Source organism: Corynebacterium sp. NPDC104732 (assembly GCF_055583565.1).
Genome location: NZ_JBVJNS010000010.1, coordinates 1 through 18,503, shown reverse-complemented (window position 1 = coordinate 18,503; position 18,503 = coordinate 1). Strand labels below are relative to the sequence as shown.

Sequence of the window (18,503 nt, the reverse complement as noted above, 5' to 3'; positions counted from 1 at the left end):
ATGTTGCTTACTTCATTACCCATGGAGTGAGTGCACTGGGCCTCACCAGGCCGAAGACGATGACCGACGACAACCTCAAGCAAGGTGTGATTCTCACGTGACCCTGCTCCTCGTTTTGCTGATTGCCGGGGCAGCCGTTGTGGCATCACCGCTGCTGGTACGCGTAGTGGATAGGCAGGCAGGTTGGCCCCTGGCTGCGTTGTTCATTGCGGCGGCGGTGGTGCTAGCACAGCATCCATCCGGATTCCGAGTGCCGTGGGCGCTCGGGGCCTCTTTCGCTATCAAAGCTGATGGCCTGTCCTTTTTCTTCGCGATGCTCGCCCTGCTGATCGGCGCGGTCGTCTTTATATATTCAGCCGCTTACCTGCCTAAACGTAAAGGCAACCAGAGCTTCTACCTGATTATGTCGTCGTTCATGCTGGCGGTGTTGCTGCTGGTGCTTGCCGACGACGTGATCCTGCTCTTCGTGGGCTGGGAGCTGGTCTCGATTGCATCGTTCCTGCTCATCGCCCGTTCGGGTTCGGGTGGCCAGGCCGGCGCCATGCGCACGTTGATCTTGACGTTCATCGGTGGGCTCACGCTGCTGGCTGCCATCGCGATCATGGTGACGCAGTCCGGAACCACGAACCTCACCGAGATTCTGGCGAGCGACATGTGGGACGATCATTACCTGACGGAGCTCATGGCGATGCTCATCGCCGTGTCTGCGTTTACGAAGGCCGCGCAGCTACCCTTCCATTTCTGGCTGCCGGAGGCGATGGCTGCCGCTACCCCAGTGTCTGCGTTCCTGCACGCTGCCGCGGTGGTGAAGGCCGGTGTGTATCTGCTGATTCGCTTCTCGGGGATTTTCCACGATGTGGCGGTGTGGCAGTACCTGCTGATGGCCACAGGCATGACGACGGCGATCATGGCCGCGCTGTTTGCGATCCAGAAGACGGATCTGAAGCAGCTCACGGCCTATTCCACGGTGTCCCACTTGGGGTGGCTGGTGGCCACGATCGGTGTGGGCACACCGTTTGCGCTGGCTGCGGCCCTGGTGCACACGCTTGCGCACGCAATGTTCAAGTCCTCCTTGTTCATGCTGATCGGTGTGATCGACCACCAGACGGGCACCCGCGACATTCGCCGGTTGGGCCCGCTGGTGAAGAAACTTCCGTTTACGTTCGCTTCCGTGGTGATCGCTGCGGCGTCGATGGCGTCTGTGCCTCCGCTGCTCGGTTTCGTGTCCAAGGAGGGCATGCTCACCGCGTTCGCGGATTATCCGGTGATGTTGTTCTTCGCCGCTATCGCTGCGCTGCTCACCTTCACCTATTCCGCCCGCATCGTATTCGGTGCTTTCGTGGATGGTCCACGTCCAATGGATGAGGTGAAGGAAGCTCCGGTGGCGTTGTGGTTGCCGGCTGCGCTTCCGGCGCTGTTGTCGGTACCGCTGGTTTTTGCCATCAGTGTGCTCGATAGCCCGGTAGACGAAGCCCTCCACGCGGTGGGGATGGAACACCACTCGCACTTGGCGCTGTGGCACGGGGTGAACGTTCCACTGCTGATTTCTGCGGCCGTGTTGGTGCTGGGTGTGCTGGGTGTGCTCGGCCGCAAGAAGCTGCTGGCCCCGATTTCTGGCACACAGCTGCTGCCGTTCACGGGTGCGCTGGCATTGGATCGCGCGACCGGCGGTTTGAAGCGCGTTGGCCGAGTTTTTGCTGAGATCGCAAACTCCTTCAGCCCAGCACGTCACCTGGCGTGGCCGGCAGTGACGGTGGTTGTGTTGGCGCTTGCCGCGTGGGCGTCGAATATGGATGGCGCGGGCCTGGCGCCACGGGTTGCTGGCACGGATCGTTGGACTGATCTCATGACCTTGGCGATTGTGGTGCCGTCCGTGATTGGGTTGGCCCGCACTCGTTCCCGTCTCACCGCGGCGCTGCTGCTGTCCGCGGTTGGCGTGGGCGTGACGTTCCAGATCCTTACCTTGGGTGCCCCGGATGTGGCGCTCACGCAGTTCATGGTGGAGCTACTGGTGATCGTGATGATCATGCTGGTGCTGCGCCATCAGCCACGTGGGTTCGCCCCAGTGAAGCCGGGCCGGAAGTACTGGTCGGGGGCCATCGCGATCGCGGTGGGCGTCACGGTGTTCTTCGGTATCTGGACGCTGGTGGCTCGCCATGAGCGCCCTGAGCTGGCGATGTGGTACCTGCGCGAGGCACCGGGCATCACCGGTGGCGCGAACGTAGTCAATACGATCCTGGTCGAGTTCCGTGCCCTAGATACGCTGGGCGAGCTGTCCGTCCTCGGTATGGCGGGCGTGGTCATCGCCGCGGTGGTTGCCTCGGTGCCGCGCTCCCGCACCGACCATTTGCCGGCGCTTTACGACGCCGCCCGCAACGCACTCCCATTGCAGCACTTGCGCCGGATTGTGACGCCGATCCTGCTCGTGCTGGCAGTGCTGATCTTCATGAGGGGCCACAACACCCCTGGTGGTGGCTTCATTGCCGCGCTGGTGGCGGCTTCGGCGTTCATGCTCTCTTATCTGGCCAAGGGTAAAGATGAACCGGTCGTCGGTAAGCAGGTGCCTTTCCTACTCACTGGGTCCGGCATGCTGATGGCGCTCTTCTCCGGCTACTTGGGGCTGACGCACGGTTCGTTCCTGTACGCCATTCATGGCCATATCCTCGGCGAGCATGTCACCAGCTCGATGATTTTCGACGGTGGCGTGTTCCTTGCAGTGCTGGGCATGGTGTCCCTGGGTATTAACGCGCTTGGCGGCTACGACCGACCCGGTGCGGATTCGCTACCGTATGAGCGCCCGGAAGACTCCCCGCTACCACCACACAACATGCCACTGTCCTACAAGGAGGAGGTCCGATGATCATCACCTTGACCATTGCTGTTCTTGCTGCTGGTGGCACGTATCTGGTGTTGCAGCGCGGCATGTTCCGAATCGTGCTGGGAATGTCCTTGATCAGCCATAGTGCGAACCTGACGCTGCTGGCGCTGGGTATTTCCAAGTGGCGTGGCGAACCGTTCTCCAGCACCCCTCTTGACGTGGCGGCTGACCCGCTGCCGCAGGCGTTCGTCCTGACGGCGATCGTGATTTCCATGGCCACCACCACGTTCATGCTGGCCCTGGCTGCCCTGGGCCGCAGCGACGACACCGCGTCAAAGCATGCGAATGAGCCGGAAGCGGCGCTGCTTATCACTGCCGCCCGCAACGTCCGCCCACTGCCCGCCAACAGCCCACGTATCGAGCGCAACAAGGCACTGGAGGAATCATGATCTTGCCGCTTTTCGTTGCCGTCCCGTTGACCGCCGCAGCACTCGCGGTCATCGCGCCGTGGCGGTGGCTCCGATCCCTGCTGTTCCTCGTGGTGCCTTTTTTAGGGATTCCGGCAGGTGTGTGGCTATTTACGCAAGGCACGATCGGGCACAATGTGGGCCTCTATCCCGGTGGCGTGTCCATCGCTTTTGCCGCCGATCAGTTCACAGCCTTGTTTGTGATTACTACCTCTGTGGTGGCGCTGACGGCTAACTGGTTCGCGTTCGTCTCTGGCGAGATCACCGCCCGTTTCTACCCTGCGCTCACCCTCATGCTGATCGCGGGCGTGAACGGCGCGTTGCTGACCGCTGACCTGTTCAACCTCTTCGTATTCATCGAGGTTATGCTGCTGCCGTCCTACGGTTTGATGGCGATGACCGGCACCCGGTCTCGTTTGGCTGCCGGCCGGACCTTTGTGCTGTCTAACTTGTTCGCTTCTACCCTGCTGCTGATTGGTGCGGGCTTGGTGTACGCCGTGTCCGGCACGGTGAATTATGCGGCGCTCGCGGGCGCTGCGGACCACGGGCCACTGGTAGTGGCGATGGGTGTTGTGGTGATTGCGCTAGCGGTGAAGGCCGGTGTGGTCCCGCTGCATACGTGGTTGCCGCGCACCTACCCGGCTACTAGCTCTGCGGTAATGGGCCTGTTCTCCGGTTTGCACACCAAGGTGGCGGTGTTTGTCCTGTACCGGCTGTATGTGGTGGTGTTCGACGCTGACGAGCGCTGGTCCTGGTTCATCATTGCCGTGATGTGCGTGTCCATGTTGATCGGCGGTTTCGCTGGTCTGGGCGAGCGCACCATCCGCCGGGTGCTGGCTTACCAGATGGTCAACGGCATGCCGTTCATCTTGGTGATGCTCGCCTTCGGCACCGAAGCCGCGCTGGCTGCGGGCATACTGTACGCACTGCATCACATGATCACGGTGGGCTCGCTGGTCCTTACCAGCGGCGCGATTGAGGAAACGTACGGCACGGGAACCTTGTCGAAGCTCTACGGCTTGGCGCGCCGCGACCCAATTGCGTCCACGGTGTGGGCTGCGGGCGCGTTCTCGGTTGTCGGTTTTCCCCCGTTTTCCGGCATGTGGGGTAAGGTCGGCATCGTTTTCGCAGCTGCGGAGCCTGGCGATATGCGCTCCTGGCTGGTCATTTCGGTGGTGATTGTGGCGTCGATCGGTGCCCTGCTGTCGATGCTGCGTGTCTGGCGCAAGGTGTTCTGGGGTAAACCGATGGGGCGGTATAGCGCGTCGTTGGGCGTGACCTGGGCGAAGTTGCTGCCGGGGCTGTCGCTGATGGTGGTGTCGGTGGGGATGTTCTTCGCCGCCGCCCCGCTTACCGACGCCATCGACACCGCAGCACAGGCCCTCCTCGACGTCCCGTCCTACGTATCCGCGGTGTTCGGCACCACTGATCCGATTGGAGTAGTCAATGCATCTGTTTAAGTTCATCCCTTGGCTGATCGGACAGATCATTGTCGGTGGCCTGGTCATTGTCCGTTCCGCGTTTTCGGGTTCCACTGGGTTCAAGCCGGTTATCGTGTCCTACCCGCTGCGAATCACCTCAGACCGGGATATTTTCTGGTTCTCCAGCTGCATCACCATCACCCCAGGAACACTGTCCTTGGGAATCCGTGGCGACAGGTTGCTCGTCCACGCTGTGTATGGCGCCGACCCGGGTGAGGTTTTGGCCGGCCTCGCTGATATGGAGGAGCGCCTGGTGCCTTCCGTCGCTTCCATCGACAAAGGCGCACCAGGCCAAGGGGCTGGAAACCCACTGCACTCTACCTTCGTAGCTGGACATTCCGACACCAACTACGGCCCCTACACCACCTCGGATGAGGAGAACTGATGATTATTTTCGTGTTCGTGTTGGGCGCGTGCCTGCTGGGCGCGCTGGCCCTCATTCTCTTCACTCATGATGACGCCACCCGCGCCGTCGTAGCCGACATGGTGTTCTTCATCATGGTCGCCATGTACATCGTATGGACCATGGCTAACGACACCTCAATCGTTTACGAGGTCGCCCTGCTAGCCGGATTGCTCGGCCTCCTGTCCACGGTGTCCGTCGCCCGCATCCTGTCGAAAGGCCGCCGATGAGCTACGTTCTGGTATCTATAGCCTGCATCCTGATCCTCGGCACCGTCATCGCGCTCTGGCGCGCACCCGACGCCCTGACCAGGATTAACTTGATGGGCCCCACCGTGGGCATCGCACTGCCACTATTGATCCTGGCCAAGCTGCTATCCGACCCCTTTGACTGGCACAACCTAATCAGGGCTCTCCTGTCCATCTTCGGGCTCTGGGTCGTAGCAGCCGTGTCCTCCTTCTACATGGGTCGCTCCGTGCACGACGCCGTGGAGGATCTTTAGGACTTGGTTTAACTAGGCTTCCCAGGGTTTATGGGATAGCTGAGGCAGTTTGGGCCCTTGCTAAAACCTGTGATCCCCGGGAAGCATAACCCGGGTTTCCGGGCAAACCCCAGAATTCAAACCCCAACCCCAAAGCTGGTTTAGGCAAGCTAAACCAGCTAGGCCCAGCTAGACCAGTTCGGCTGTTGCGTCGAAGTCGCCGCGTACTGCGCGGGAGTATGGGCAGAATTCGTGTGCTTTGGCTACGAGTTCGGCGTCGCCGTCGAAGGAGCCACCTGCGAAGGACACTTTGATGGCGCCGGAGAGTCGGAATCCGTCGGAGACTTTGTTCAGGGTGACGGAGGCGGTGACGGATGGTTCATGCTCGGAAACGGAGACTCCGGAGTCCTTCATGATCTTTTGCAGGGCGCCGTTGAAGCAGGCTGCCCAAGCTGCGGCGAAGAGGGTTTCTGGGTTTGGTGCGTCGCCACTGCCGCCGAGGGCAGCTGGTGGTCGGATATCGGATTCGAAGTCACCGCTAACGCGGCCGTCGCGGCCTCCGCCGGTGGAGGTTACGGTTGCGGTGTACAAAGCTTCAGACATTGTTGCTCCTTTTCTGTGTCGGGGTGCCCCAGTGTACCTGGTAATGTAGGTGTTCATGAGCTTCATTCCGCCGCATGATGACGATTACGTCACGCGCCTTGCCTTGAAGGCCGGGCGTGGGGATAAGCGTGCCCTGACCGAGTTTATCCAGCTCACGCAGGGTGACGTGTGGCGGCTGCTCGCGCACCTCGGGGGCCGCGATATTGCGGATGACCTGACCCAGGAAACGTACCTCCGCGTGATCGGCGCGCTCCCCCGGTTTTCGGCGCGGAGCAGCGCAAAGACGTGGCTATTGTCGCTCGCGCGTCGCGTGTGGGTGGACAATATTCGGCATGATATGGCGCGCCCGCGCAAGTCGGCGGCGCAGCTTGAGGACGCAGCGGCGCCGTCGAGTTGGGCGGAGTGGGTCGACGCACGCATGCTTATCGACGCCCTAGATCCCGATCGTCGGGAAGCCCTCATCTTGACCCAGGTGCTCGGCTACACCTATGAAGAGGCTGCGAAGATCGCGGGCGTTCGGGTTGGCACTATTCGCTCCCGTGTGGCGCGTGCCCGCGCCGATATGGTGGCGGCATCTGAGCCGGCTGCGAAAGCCAAGGAAGCATAAGAAATGCCCCTCTTTTGAGGGGCTATTTCTTTACACCAGCAGCTCAGCAATCTGAATGGTATTGAGGGCGGCACCCTTGCGGAGGTTGTCGCCTGAGACCACGAGCACGAGGCCACGGTTATCATCCACCGACTGATCCTGGCGGATGCGACCAACAAAAGATGGGTCCTTGCCTGCGGCCAGGAGCGGCGTTGGGACGTCGACAAGCTCAACGCCCGGCGCGTCAGCCAGCAGCGCCTTGGCTTCCTCCACGGTGATTGGGGAGGAGAACTCAGCGTGGATGGTGAGGGTGTGTCCGGTGAATACCGGGATACGGACGCAGGTGCCCGCCACCTTCAGCTCTGGGATTCCCAGGATCTTGCGGGATTCGTTGCGCAGCTTCTGCTCTTCATCGGTTTCGAGGGAACCGTCGTCGACAAGCGCGCCAGCGAATGGCAGCGCGTTGAACGCAATCGGCGCGACGTAGGGACCAAAGTCGGCCGGTGCCAACTGGGAACCATCGTGAGCCAGCACAGTCGGATCAGCCAGGGAGGAAACCTGCTCGGCCAAAGCAGAAACGCCGGCAACACCGGAGCCGGACACGGCCTGGTAGCTGGAGACGTGCAGGCGAACGAGCCCAGCGCGATCGTGCAGCGGCTTGAGCACCGGCATCGCAGCCATGGTGGTGCAGTTCGGGTTCGCGATAATGCCCTTCTTCGACTCGCGCGCAGCCTCCGGATTCACCTCGGACACGACGAGCGGAACCTCGTCGTCCTTGCGCCACGCGGAGGAATTGTCCACAACCGTCGCACCCGCAGCCGCGAAAATCGGCGCGTACTGCTTCGACGTAGAGCCACCCGCGGAGAACAGGGCAATATCGATTCCCTTAAGGGACTCCTCAGTCACCAGCGCGAGATCCTCAACAGTGATGTCTTTCCCGCGGAACGGGAGGGTGGAGCCGGCCGAACGAGCGGACGCGAAAAAACGCACCTCGTCGGCTGGGAAATTACGCTCTTCGAGAAGAGTGCGCATCACGCGACCAACCTGGCCGGTAGCGCCAACAACGGCGACAGTAGTCATGAGAGATCCTTTCTAGGGGTGGTCGAATTTGTGGTTCCGATTGACCAGAACAGGGGTAGTTTTTGGTCAATTGGAGCCCTAAATTCAACGTTGTTATCTACCGGTACCTGCGTAGACGGTTGCTTCTTCTTCGCCGCCAAGCTCGAAGGCGTCGTGGAGGGCGCGGGCGGCTTCTGGGAGTTCGGATTCGCGGGTGAGTACAGAGATGCGGATCTCGGAGGTGGAGATCAGCTCCATGTTGATGCCTTTGTCGCGGAGGGCCTCACAGAACGTGGCTGTGACGCCAGGGTGGGACTTCATGCCCGCGCCGACGAGGGAGATTTTGCCGACCTGGTCGTCGTAAAGCACGTTCTCCCAGCCTTCTTTCACCTGCAGGGCCTTGAGGATTTCCATGGCGCGGGGTCCGTCGGCGCGTGGGCAGGTGAAGGTGATGTCGGTCTTGCCGTCCTCGAGGGAGGAGACGTTTTGCAGCACCATGTCGATGTTGATTTCTGCATCCGCGATAGCGCGGAACACGGTGGCGGCAGCCCCTGGGGAGTCAGGGATGCCGAGGACGGTGATCTTCGCCTCAGAGTTGTCGGTGGCGACGCCGGTCAGGATTGCTTCTTCCACTGGGATATCCTCCATAGATCCGGCGATGAGAGTGCCGGGGTCATTGCTGTACGACGAACGAACGCGCATCGGTACGCCAAATGCTCGGGCGTACTCAACACTGCGCAGAACAAGAATCTTGGAGCCAACAGCGGCCAGCTCCAGCATTTCCTCGAAGCTGAGCTGCTTCAGCTTCTGGGCGTTAGGAACGATGCGGGGGTCAGCGGTGTACACGCCATCGACGTCGGAGTAGATCTCGCAGACGTCGGCCCCCAGCGCAGCAGCCAGCGCCACCGCAGTGGTATCGGAACCGCCACGCCCCAGGGTGGTCACGTCCTTAGACTCGCGGTTGACCCCCTGAAAACCGGCGACGAGGCAGATTTTGCCCTCATCTAGAGCCTCCTGAACACGACCGGGGGTGACATCCACGATGCGCGCATTACCGTGACGCTCGGTCGTGATCACGCCGGCCTGGGAACCGGTGAAGGACTGTGCCTTCGCACCGAAGGACTCAATAGCCATCGCCACGAGCGCGTTAGAGATGCGCTCCCCGGCGGTCAGCAACATGTCCATCTCGCGCGCCGGAGGAACTGGATTCACCTGAGCCGCAAGATCTAGCAGGTCATCGGTGGTATCACCCATTGCTGAGCACACCACAACCACATCATTGCCAGCCTTCTTGGTAGCGACAATCCGTTCCGCCACCGCCCGGATCCGTTCCGCGGACTCCAGCGAAGAGCCACCATACTTTTGCACGATGAGTGCCATTCGTCGCCACCTTTCTTTTTCGCTGCAACCATATTACCGCCAACCTAACATTAAGGTATACTTACCCATGTTAAGTTTTATTGCACCGGGGTGGGCGGGGGTGTTCCGGTACCCTAGACACGTGCATTCTTACGTTTTGGCGGTGCTGTTCGCGCTCGCATCGGCCCTCACCATCGCGTGGGGAACCGTTGTGCGCCACCGCATCGCCGAAGCGGCCCCCACAGGAGGCAACGCCGCCATCCTCTCCGCAATGAAACGACCCCTGTGGTGGGCAGGAATGTCGACGGCCATCATCGCCTACCTCCTCCAAGTCGTCGCCCTAGGATTCGGCCCCCTCCTCATCGTCCAGCCCATCCTGGTCATGTCCCTCATGTTCACTCTCCCGCTCTCCGCGCGTTACGACGGCCGACGCATCACAATCTCGGAAATGACCTGGGCCTCAGTGCTCACCATCGCAGTCAGCGTGCTTGTCCTCCTGGGACGCCCCCTCCCCGGAATCACCCACCCGCCACTCGAACGCTGGTTCATCCCCCTCGGAGTAGGCTTCGCGATCCTCTTCGCCATGGACCGCTACGCCGCCAGGCAAATCCGCCGCGAAAAAGCCCTCATCCTCGGCATCGTCACCGGCGCCATCTTTGGCTACGTCGGGGTCTTCTCTAAAGCAGTCGCCGACATCTTCGTCCTCCACGGATTCCTAGGACTACTAACCAACTGGGAGCTCTACGCCCTCATCATCGCCTCCACCATCGGCACAATCGTGCAACAGTCTTCTTTCAACGCAGGCGCTTTAAGGAACTCCCTACCCGCAATGAAAAGCACCGAACCCGTCGTCGCCTTCTCCCTCGGATACCTCGTCCTCGGCGAAAAATTCCAAGCAACAGACCTGGAATGGCTCTGGATGTTCCTCGCCCTCGTGTTCATGATCGTCTCCACCGTCATGCTCTCCCGGAGGGATGTGGGATAGGGGTTGAGTTTTGGGTTTCACAAAAACACCCCCCAAAACCCCAGCCCCTTAAATAGCCCACCCCGTGGCTATGAGCGGGTGGGCTGAGATGATGGAGCCGAGGACTACCCAGGTAACCCCCAGCAGGGCCATTTTCCACTGTTCCAGCAGTTTCGAGAGGACCGTTGCTGCTGGTAGAAGGCAGATCACTACTGGTAGGAGTAGGCGTGGCCGTGAGGTGATGGTGCCGTCGGAGAGCAGGATGTTGAGAGCTATTCCTAGGGCGAAGAGCCAGATGGGCCAGGGGAGTTTCCCAAAACTTAGGGCTAACAGCAATATGGTGCCGAGCATGATGAGCCCAACTATGAGGAGCCAGGAGTCGCTGCTGCGGTTGAAGCACCAGCTGAGGAATTCTAGGCTTGCGGCGCCATAGTCGAAGGCGGAGCCCCAGCCTTTTTGTTGTATCCCGAAGTAGCCGCCCAGGTCTGCGGTGTGTTTGCCGACGAAGATGAGGTAGGCCACCAGCCCGAGTGGGGAGAGTGCCAGGGCGGTCCATGCGCGCCAGTTTCGCCGCCCGTGAACCAGCACTACCAGGAGGAATACTATCCAAAGGTCTATGCCGGTGATGCGGGTGAGGCAGGTGAAGAACACCAAGACTCCGACCAGGCCCCATCGTTGTTGCAGCATGAAGTACAGCGCCCAAAAAGCTAGCGCGGAAAACAGGGCCTCGGTGTAGGGCATGTTGTAGGTAAGCCCCATCGGGGCGCCGGCGATGAGCACTCCCCCGGCCACCTGGCCCCATGTCCCGGCCCCCATGTGCTTCGCGATCGCCATGACCGCCGCCACCATCGCCACCCCCGCCAGGGAGTTGATCACTAGGGCTGCTGGTAGGTAGTCCAGCCTCGTAGCCTCGTGCACTGCCCTCAGCAGGTAGGGGAAGAGGGGGAAGAACGCGAGTCGCGCTTGGTAGCCGCCGAGGGAGGTGGGGTCCATGTCCTCGAAATAGCCGCCGCGGGCGATGCTGATGTAGTGGATGGCATCCCACCGGGTGAGGACGCTGCTAAGGGTTTGGTTTTTGGCGTCGGCAAGCCAGGCGACGACGGCAAGGCGAAGGGCGGTCACCGCCGCGAAAATTACAGTGGCCACCGCCCCACGTTGAGTTACGGACATAGGTTGTTAGTGTAGTGCTTTCGCTTCACGACGCCCCACTGAGAGCCATCCCGCCCTCACCAAGAGCGACCCCAGCACTACCCACAGTGCAATTCCACCGCCACCGGTCTTGGGAAGGGTACCCATTTGCACATCCGCCACCTGCATATAGGTGCCAAATCCCTGGGACACGCTCTCATCAGGCCCAGAATTAAGCACGAAAACCGCGTTGCCAGCATTGGGCAGTTTGATGATCTGCTGACCGTTCTCTCCGACAATTTCGAACTGGATTGCTTCTGGGAGTAGTGAGTAACCGCGTGGAGCCTGTGTTTCTATCAACAGGTATTTGCCAGGAGCCAATTTAATTTTAGATTCATCTCCTGTCTTCCACACAGGGCCCGTTCCTTGGCGTTCGGTTCCTGAGCCACTCGCTTGCCATACCTCAAATCGCGCATCGTCCAGGGGTTTTCCATCCATATCCACCTTATCGACGCGGAAGAAACCGTTTTCTGGTTCCTTCTGGTTGACGACCTTGCAGATTACAACTGCCCCTGGTTTTACCGAAACCTGGAAGTCCTGGTTCCCCTCATCGCCGACGTCGTTCACCTCAATCTCTTGCGCAGGTTGGCCATCAAGGTAGTTGATTGAGCATCGGGCATTGGCTGCTTTACTAGCAGAGGTTTGCCGGAACAAGCTGTAACCGTTGCGCTTTGACTCAGTGATTTGGATCTCTGGATTAGCTTTAGGGTTATCAGTTTCTATGTGGAAAGTCACGGAACCGGATTCGTCCGTGATATCCGAGGTCTCATTGGTTCGGGAATCATCTTGGGCAACCAGGAAGTTGCCTCCCGGCGTATGGGCCTTAAATTCCCAACCCGCGAGTGTTTCCGAAGGTACTGGGTTTTCCTCAGCATCAATCACACTCTTCATCAGAGTAACCGTGCCAGCGCAGGATGCTAGCGCAACCTCGGCTAACACACGCTTGAGGTCTCCAAATGTTGTTGCCAGAATCGAATCTCCGTTAGCTGCAATAACATCGCCCATCTGAAGTGGACCCCGTTCGCCAACAGCCCAAGTGGACCAGTCTCGCTCATTCAGAACTACTCGGGTGTTATCCGGTTGAGGTTGCGGATCACGTTTTGAAGCGAGTGGGTCACCGAACCCCTGACCTAACAGTGTCCTGTCCCCGACAGTGTAAATATCCGCATCTTGTCTGTTAAGCACATCACGCACGAAAGTATTCTCTTGGGATTGGGCCCAAGGTAGGAAGAGGTGTGCAGGCACGCTGCCGTAAGCCTGACGGTAAGCCTCGATAGCCGCCTTGTATGTGCTTTTCTCTTTAAAGACTGCCGTCGAGTCCTTCGCGATAGGTTCCGTGAAATCCTTTCGAACATTAATCAGCACTGGTTGGATACGCGTACCTTGCTGCTTAACACGATCAGCTGCCTGCTTCGCATATTTCACATCCGAAACATGCACCATACCTGCGGAGGCGTCTTCAGCCCCTCCGCGAGGCGTGGAATCACTGAAAGTTGGGTAACCGTCTGTCAGGAAGTAGACGACATCGTATTTCGAAGTGGGATTCTGCTTGTTGAAGTCCTCAATGTTCTTCAACGCGCCTTCCCAGTTTGTTGCTCCTTGGCCCACACTGGTGTAGGACCCCGGAAGCTTCATGTTTGAGTTGTATTTTCCAATGGCAGTGAGAACTTTATTTGCGCCTTCTTCATCCTGGATCGAGGTACTAGGAAGCTTCGCGTCTTCAAACCGGGTTCCGTTTGAACCGAAGTTGTAGACACCAATAGACGTTGCCGTGCCAGTCAGGGCCTTCACTATGTTCGAGGCAGCATCTGACATTGCGTCCACGCCTTGTTTCACGATCACAGAGTTTGACGCATCCATGACAATGGCGATGTTTTGTCCGCAGCGCGGGACCGGCTTCGGATTAGCAACGGTCGGGGTATCCCAACCCTGGTCAGGATCCATTACACGTGGGGTTTCTCCAGGAAATAGGTTCCGTTCTGCGGCAAAGGTGAAATGATCACCCACGTTTTGGGTCATGTCAACATTGGCATCAAAGGACAAGACCACACACATGGCAGTGTCTTGATCGGCTGTCATCGCTTGCGGGAACCGAACATAGGCCGAACCGGTTTGGTCCTCGGGAGAATAGTCGATCTTAAATGGCCCAGGAACGCTCGTTTGAGCACCACTTCCTCCGTCGGCTACTAAGACGACTCCTTTAATTCCAGTAATTTTCCGTTGTTCATCACTATTAGGTGCAAGTTTGAAACCAGATACTGGACCATCGCCAACGAGTGCTAGACAGAAGTAACCGCTTTGATTTGGTTTCTGAAAGTTGCTGGCCTTTTGAAAGTTGATCGTAAACTTGCCCGGGCCAGTAGGTGACTTGATGTCTGGGCTCGTCACAGTACTGTTGCGGAAACCGTACGGGACAGTAGCTTCAATACGTGAACCGGCTGGCACCTTGATTTCGCTTGGCAGCTTGAACCGTACACCACCCCAGTTATTTGATGGCTGATCTACGCCCGATATTGGTTGCACCTCTTGGCTTCCCGGGACATTTTGAACAGTGACCAGGACATGTCCTTGCGGGTCGTAGATTTTAAGCACTGATTGCTTTCCACCTTCTACGTCGTAGCCATTTTGGAATTGGCTGGTTGCCTCAATATAGCCTGCCAAAGTGCCATCAGTATCGATGGTGCGAGTGAAGGTGAGAGTCGGCGAGTTACCCTGAGTTGCCGTGAGTAAAAACGCTCCGTTTGTGTCATTGCCTGCCCAGGACTGCGGTTTGAGGTTTTCTGTAATTTTTCCTTCTATAGTCACCTTTAGGTTTCCCGCGTTGGGAATACCTCCGGTGACAGCCCATTTTAAGGTCAATGTGTCTGTTGCCGTTACTTTTAGTGGCTGCGTAAAGTTGCTGGTTAAGCTACGGCCAGCAGAGGTAAATGGGGTAGGTGAAGTAATTTGCCGATTTACCGAGAATTCACTGAAACGATTGGGACTAGAGAACGTCGCGCTACCACTGTTCACCACCGTAATTTTGGTGATCTCCATATTTTGGCCAGCACTAAAATCAAAAGCGATTCGATTGTACCTAGCCTCATAGTTAACGGAGGTTGGTTGAACGGTAATCGTTGTGTTTGTCTGCGCCATAGCACCGGTGAGGGAGATGCTTAAAGCGATTGTTAGGAAAAGTGCCAGCGCTATAGAAAAACCACGGATCCCTCTAGACGAGGCAAAATCCCACATTCTAATATCTATTCCTTTTCTAACAGCAGAATTGTTTTAAATTGGGTTTTTGTGAAACTTGGATGTTTTCCCGTGAACCGTCATTGAGCTCCTGTGGTGCGTTTCTTGCGGCTAAGCGCGATGAGTACAAACCCGGTTGACAGCAGTACTGATGCAAGAGCAACTAGTCCCGTAATTTGAGCTCCTGTCATTGCCAGTGGCTCTTTGGGTGATGTTGTTTTACTTGGTACTTCTTGGGGTTGGCCGGGACGGGTTGGCGGAGTAGCAGGTGGTTCGGATGGCGGCACAACTGGCGGAACAACTGGCGGAACAACAGGCGGGAAGGTTGGTGGGTTCCCTGGTTTGTGTGACTTCACCACGATAACTCCTGCGACTGGCGTGGAGTTGTGCTGGACGGTGTGGAATGGCACGGCCACCAAAAACGGGTTGATTTCGCGGTATTCATCGCTTGGAGAAGTTGACGTGACTAGGTAGATACCCCGTGGCAGTCCTTCGAATTGCACAATGCCGTTCGCGTCGGTGACCAGGGAGAAGTGTGAGTCTGTGGGCCAGGTTTTGACTTCGTCAAGAGCTGCTTTCTCCACACGGAGCATGTCTTCGGGGCTGTTAGGGTCGATCCCTGCCAGCCGGTTGAGGTGAATAGTGACGCCCTGGATCAGCCCACTGACTGGCTTGCCGTTGTCGGCCGGGTTGCCTTGGGTGAGTTGGATACGCAGGATGTCGGTCCCGACTGCACGCTCGCCGGTGGTGAGTCCGGCTACGGGGACGGCGTCGGCAAGCCCTGCGCTTAACGACGCGCCACCGAAGCAGGTGAGAGCGATGGTTGCGGCGACTACTGCGCGCAGTCGGACCGTGTGCCGGTTAGTCATTGTCGTTCTCCCACCATTGAGGTTCTTCATTTTCTTGATTTTCTCTGCGTGCGTGCCGACCGACAGGCTGCGGGTGGCGCTGCCGCCACAGCCACCACGCAAACACCAATGCGATCGCCAAAACGGCTGCCACCAGGGCATACATCCACCACTGCCAACCAGCACCGTGACTTTGGTCAAACACCGCGCTTTCCGACGGCTCCAACGGGACCTGATGCCCACGCACCAACAAGCGGTGACTGTTGATGCCGTACGGGGTACAGGTGATCAACGTAATGAGGTCTTTGCCAGCCTCCGGCCGCAGCCCATCAGTTTCATGCGGCAGCACCACCCTGATCTGGTCCACCTCATACTTGAGCTTGTGACCAGACACCTGGACATAGAAGACGTCGCCTTCCTTAGCGTCCTTCAAGTGATCAAACATGGTCACGTTCGACAGCCCCGTGTGACCAGTAAGAATCGCGTGAGTTCCTTCGCCACCGACCGGCAAATCCGAACCAAACAGGTGGCCCAAGCCTTTCTGCAGGGTGTCATCATCGGTGCCATGGTAGACGGGCAGATCAGCCTTGATCTTTGGGAAAATAAAACGGGCCATCACATCAGTGGCGTTGAGCTGTTCCAGATACGCAGCGTACTCCGGGTTGTTCCCACGGATCTGGTTCAGCCACGGGTCCAAAATCGGGCCAGTGCTGCGCTCCTCGTTGTAAGCGTGCGCCCGATCCCACTGGGTATCCTTCACCTCTTGCGGAACGGAAGTCTCCAGCTTCGCGTACTCAGCCGCTGCCTTGGACGTGCCATAGTTGTTCCACGCAGTGGACACGACAGGATAAAGCATGACGAGCATGCCAAGAACGACGAGTAGCGCTGGCAACACCAGGCTTTTCTTCTTGTCCTGATCGGCCGGCGAATCCTCAATCACCTGCACCGGAGAATTGTCCACTGGGTAGCTCCCAAAGTTGTCACATTTGCTTCATTTAACAGAAAGTAAAGCAGGGTACGCTGCGCGCACCCTGCTTCACAGCCTGGAGGTTTCTCCACCAGACTCACCGAGTACGTACTCGGATTTAGTTCTTAGCTCCGCGGCGTGCGAACCAAGCACCAGCTGCGACGATTGCTGCACCGATCGCGGCCAGGATGCCAACACCAGCACCACCGGTCAGTGGCAGCTGCGGGGTGTCCTCACGAAGGTTGACAACTTCCTTGACCAAAGTAATCTTGTCGTCGCCCTCGCCTTCTACCTTCTGAATGTCCTCACGAGTCATAGTGAAGGAGATTGGCTTGTTGTTCTTCTTGTAACCAGCAGGAGCCTTGGTCTCAAGCAAGCAGTAGTGCTTCTCAATCGGAGCATCGTGGTTCTCAACATCGGTAACGTGAAGACCATCAATGGTTAAGGTTCCGTCTTCACCAGTGGTCCACTTGTTCGTTTCACCGATAGTGATTTTGTTTTCATCGCTTACCGATTCCGCCCCAGCATCACAACGGTACAGCTCGAACTCCGCACCCTTTAGGGTCTCGTTCTTATCTTTGTCCGTCTTCACGACCTTCAGCTTGCCGTGGTAAGTGATAACTTCGTTGGTCTTCTGTTCAACGTCATCACCGGTGCTCGGGTTATTGAAGATGACATCTGCCTGGTTCTTGAGTTCGACAGTCTCGCCAACATTCTTACGCTTGACCTCGAACTTCAGGGACATCTTAGCGCCGGATTCCACCTTGTCTCGCCCCTGTTCACTGAGGGAAACAGTGAGGGTGTTCTCGTTTTCTGGAGAAGGTTCGGTGATTTCGTAATCATCTTCGGAAAGGGTTTTGTCGCCAGCCTTTACTTCTGTCACCCCAACGAACTCAAGGCGACTATCCAGCTTGTCCTTGAACTCGAACTTCGTTAGTTGCTTCCGTTCCTTATTGAAGTTCGGGGCATCCGCAGTGATCGTGTAGCTGAATGCGTCCTGGGTGTTCTTGTCAGCGTCTTCGACCTTCTTTTCGGTCTTCGACTCGGAGTTCTTCGGGTACACATGTACGTGGTAGTTCCATGCGTTACCTTCTGGGCCGGTTGTCGGTACGAATACCAAGAACGGCTTAGCTGGAATCAGGGTAGAACCACCCGCCTCAACCTGCTCGGTTACTTTTTCCTCAACCAGGTAAACACCAATTTCGAGGTCTTTGAACTCAGCAACGCCATCCTTTACAACAACTGTCTTGCCCTCACCTTGAGCTTCAGCATCTTTCGGAGTCAACTTCGCAGCTGCAGCGAAACCTTCATTGGTGGTCAGGTCGGCATTCGTAACCTTTTTTACAGTAAAGGAGACGCGATTATCACCAATAGCTTTTCCTGGAGCCGCTTCTCCTAGATCCATGCCGGTGTTATTTTCGTCTTTTTCCGCACCGATTCGCTTGTGGATGGTGATTGCACCAGTCTTACTGAAATCGATGTTACCGGCTCCAGCGCCTTCGTTCGTTTCGCCAGGATTAATAGCAGTAGCAGTATCGCCTTCCTCCTGCGCGAATGCACCTGGTGCTGAGATACCCAGGGAGAGGCCGACAATGGCGGCGAATGATACCGAGCGGGCGGTACGAGAGAACTTGTTCACTTGGAAGAGTCCTTTTCTTCAGTTCTAAGTAGGAACGCCCGTTTGGTGGGGCCAGTTCCATGTTGGTTGGGGAGCCACTCCGGAAGTTTTCTAGGGCACACTCACAATTGCCCTTCAGAAAACAGGCAATCATTGGGGCGAGGTCACAGCTAGCTTTGATCTTCTCATGAATCGCTTAAAGGAAGCTTAACACCCCGCTTTGGAAGTTGGAAGCTAAGCCCATGTGACCATCTAGACAGTCACAGTTAACAATGCCTCTTCTCTCCTGAATGTTTCCTTATCAAAACAATACCGTTGGTGCAGCTTAACACCTTTGGGGTTGCCCGCAAATCGTGGACAGTTAGTTAAGCGGCCTTGGGGGTTATCGAGTTGGGCTTGGTGGGATCATTGTTGATGGCGTTTTCGAAGG

General features: G+C 57.7%; 16 protein-coding genes. 8 read left to right on the top strand and 8 right to left on the bottom strand.

The annotated features are described in order from the left end of the window. The first annotated feature begins 97 nt into the window (after window positions 1–97). From ACZ6ZO_RS08430 to ACZ6ZO_RS08405, 6 genes are read left to right on the top strand one after another with little or no spacing between them, the layout of a single operon-like run. Window positions 98–2,860: a DUF4040 family protein gene (locus ACZ6ZO_RS08430; RefSeq protein ID WP_465291897.1), complete on the top strand. Its 2,763-nt coding sequence runs from the start codon at window positions 98–100 to the stop codon at window positions 2,858–2,860. Then, window positions 2,857–3,267, top strand: coding sequence for a cation:proton antiporter subunit C (locus ACZ6ZO_RS08425; protein WP_465291895.1), 411 nt, complete (start codon window positions 2,857–2,859; stop codon window positions 3,265–3,267). Before ACZ6ZO_RS08430 ends, ACZ6ZO_RS08425 begins: the two co-directional genes overlap by 4 nt. Then, the gene (locus tag ACZ6ZO_RS08420; RefSeq protein WP_465291893.1) at window positions 3,264–4,745 is read left to right on the top strand and encodes a monovalent cation/H+ antiporter subunit D family protein; all 1,482 of its coding nucleotides are present in this window, start codon (window positions 3,264–3,266) and stop codon (window positions 4,743–4,745) included. The genes ACZ6ZO_RS08425 and ACZ6ZO_RS08420 overlap by 4 nt, the downstream gene beginning before the upstream one ends. Next, window positions 4,732–5,151, top strand: a complete 420-nt coding sequence (locus ACZ6ZO_RS08415) for a monovalent cation/H+ antiporter subunit E (RefSeq protein ID WP_465291891.1) — start codon at window positions 4,732–4,734, stop codon at window positions 5,149–5,151. The genes ACZ6ZO_RS08420 and ACZ6ZO_RS08415 overlap by 14 nt, the downstream gene beginning before the upstream one ends. Further along, window positions 5,151–5,399: a monovalent cation/H+ antiporter complex subunit F gene (locus ACZ6ZO_RS08410; RefSeq protein ID WP_465291889.1), complete on the top strand. Its 249-nt coding sequence runs from the start codon at window positions 5,151–5,153 to the stop codon at window positions 5,397–5,399. Before ACZ6ZO_RS08415 ends, ACZ6ZO_RS08410 begins: the two co-directional genes overlap by 1 nt. Further along, on the top strand, window positions 5,396–5,671 hold the full coding sequence (locus ACZ6ZO_RS08405; RefSeq protein ID WP_208768548.1) for a Na+/H+ antiporter subunit G: 276 nt from the start codon (window positions 5,396–5,398) through the stop codon (window positions 5,669–5,671). The genes ACZ6ZO_RS08410 and ACZ6ZO_RS08405 overlap by 4 nt, the downstream gene beginning before the upstream one ends. Before the next feature lie 168 nt (window positions 5,672–5,839). On the opposite strand, the gene ACZ6ZO_RS08400 is transcribed toward ACZ6ZO_RS08405, so the two are convergent. Next, window positions 5,840–6,253, bottom strand: coding sequence for an Ohr family peroxiredoxin (locus tag ACZ6ZO_RS08400; RefSeq protein WP_182387120.1), 414 nt, complete (start codon window positions 6,251–6,253; stop codon window positions 5,840–5,842). 55 nt (window positions 6,254–6,308) lie between these two features. On the opposite strand from ACZ6ZO_RS08400, the gene ACZ6ZO_RS08395 reads away from it, so the two are divergent. Further along, window positions 6,309–6,860 (top strand): RNA polymerase sigma factor, encoded by a 552-nt coding sequence (locus ACZ6ZO_RS08395; RefSeq protein ID WP_182387121.1) that lies wholly within the window; start codon window positions 6,309–6,311, stop codon window positions 6,858–6,860. A 30-nt stretch (window positions 6,861–6,890) separates the two neighbouring features. On the opposite strand, the gene ACZ6ZO_RS08390 is transcribed toward ACZ6ZO_RS08395, so the two are convergent. Both ACZ6ZO_RS08390 and ACZ6ZO_RS08385 read right to left on the bottom strand, forming a co-directional pair. Further along, window positions 6,891–7,919, bottom strand: coding sequence for an aspartate-semialdehyde dehydrogenase (locus ACZ6ZO_RS08390; protein WP_465291886.1), 1,029 nt, complete (start codon window positions 7,917–7,919; stop codon window positions 6,891–6,893). Window positions 7,920–8,012: 93 nt separating this feature from the next. Continuing rightward, window positions 8,013–9,278 (bottom strand): aspartate kinase, encoded by a 1,266-nt coding sequence (locus ACZ6ZO_RS08385; protein ID WP_465291884.1) that lies wholly within the window; start codon window positions 9,276–9,278, stop codon window positions 8,013–8,015. A 121-nt stretch (window positions 9,279–9,399) separates the two neighbouring features. Between ACZ6ZO_RS08385 and ACZ6ZO_RS08380 the strand changes: the two genes are divergently transcribed. Then, window positions 9,400–10,242 (top strand): DMT family transporter, encoded by an 843-nt coding sequence (locus tag ACZ6ZO_RS08380; RefSeq protein ID WP_417925676.1) that lies wholly within the window; start codon window positions 9,400–9,402, stop codon window positions 10,240–10,242. Window positions 10,243–10,290: 48 nt separating this feature from the next. Here ACZ6ZO_RS08380 and ACZ6ZO_RS08375 read toward each other — a convergent pair whose 3' ends face one another. The 5 genes from ACZ6ZO_RS08375 to ACZ6ZO_RS08355 all read right to left on the bottom strand — a co-directional run bounded on the left by ACZ6ZO_RS08375 (window position 10,291) and on the right by ACZ6ZO_RS08355 (window position 18,094). Then, window positions 10,291–11,391, bottom strand: a complete 1,101-nt coding sequence (locus ACZ6ZO_RS08375; RefSeq protein WP_465291881.1) for a hypothetical protein — start codon at window positions 11,389–11,391, stop codon at window positions 10,291–10,293. Between the two features lie 6 nt (window positions 11,392–11,397). Further along, on the bottom strand, window positions 11,398–14,640 hold the full coding sequence (locus ACZ6ZO_RS08370) for a SpaA isopeptide-forming pilin-related protein (protein ID WP_465291879.1): 3,243 nt from the start codon (window positions 14,638–14,640) through the stop codon (window positions 11,398–11,400). 80 nt (window positions 14,641–14,720) lie between these two features. Next, a complete protein-coding gene (locus ACZ6ZO_RS08365; protein WP_182387127.1) occupies window positions 14,721–15,509 on the bottom strand; it encodes a prealbumin-like fold domain-containing protein in 789 nt (262 codons plus the stop codon). Next, window positions 15,502–16,449: a class C sortase gene (locus ACZ6ZO_RS08360; RefSeq protein WP_407926287.1), complete on the bottom strand. Its 948-nt coding sequence runs from the start codon at window positions 16,447–16,449 to the stop codon at window positions 15,502–15,504. Before ACZ6ZO_RS08360 ends, ACZ6ZO_RS08365 begins: the two co-directional genes overlap by 8 nt. A gap of 124 nt (window positions 16,450–16,573) precedes the next feature. Further along, the gene (locus tag ACZ6ZO_RS08355) at window positions 16,574–18,094 is read right to left on the bottom strand and encodes a SpaH/EbpB family LPXTG-anchored major pilin (protein WP_465291877.1); all 1,521 of its coding nucleotides are present in this window, start codon (window positions 18,092–18,094) and stop codon (window positions 16,574–16,576) included. Window positions 18,095–18,503: the final 409 nt, after the last annotated feature.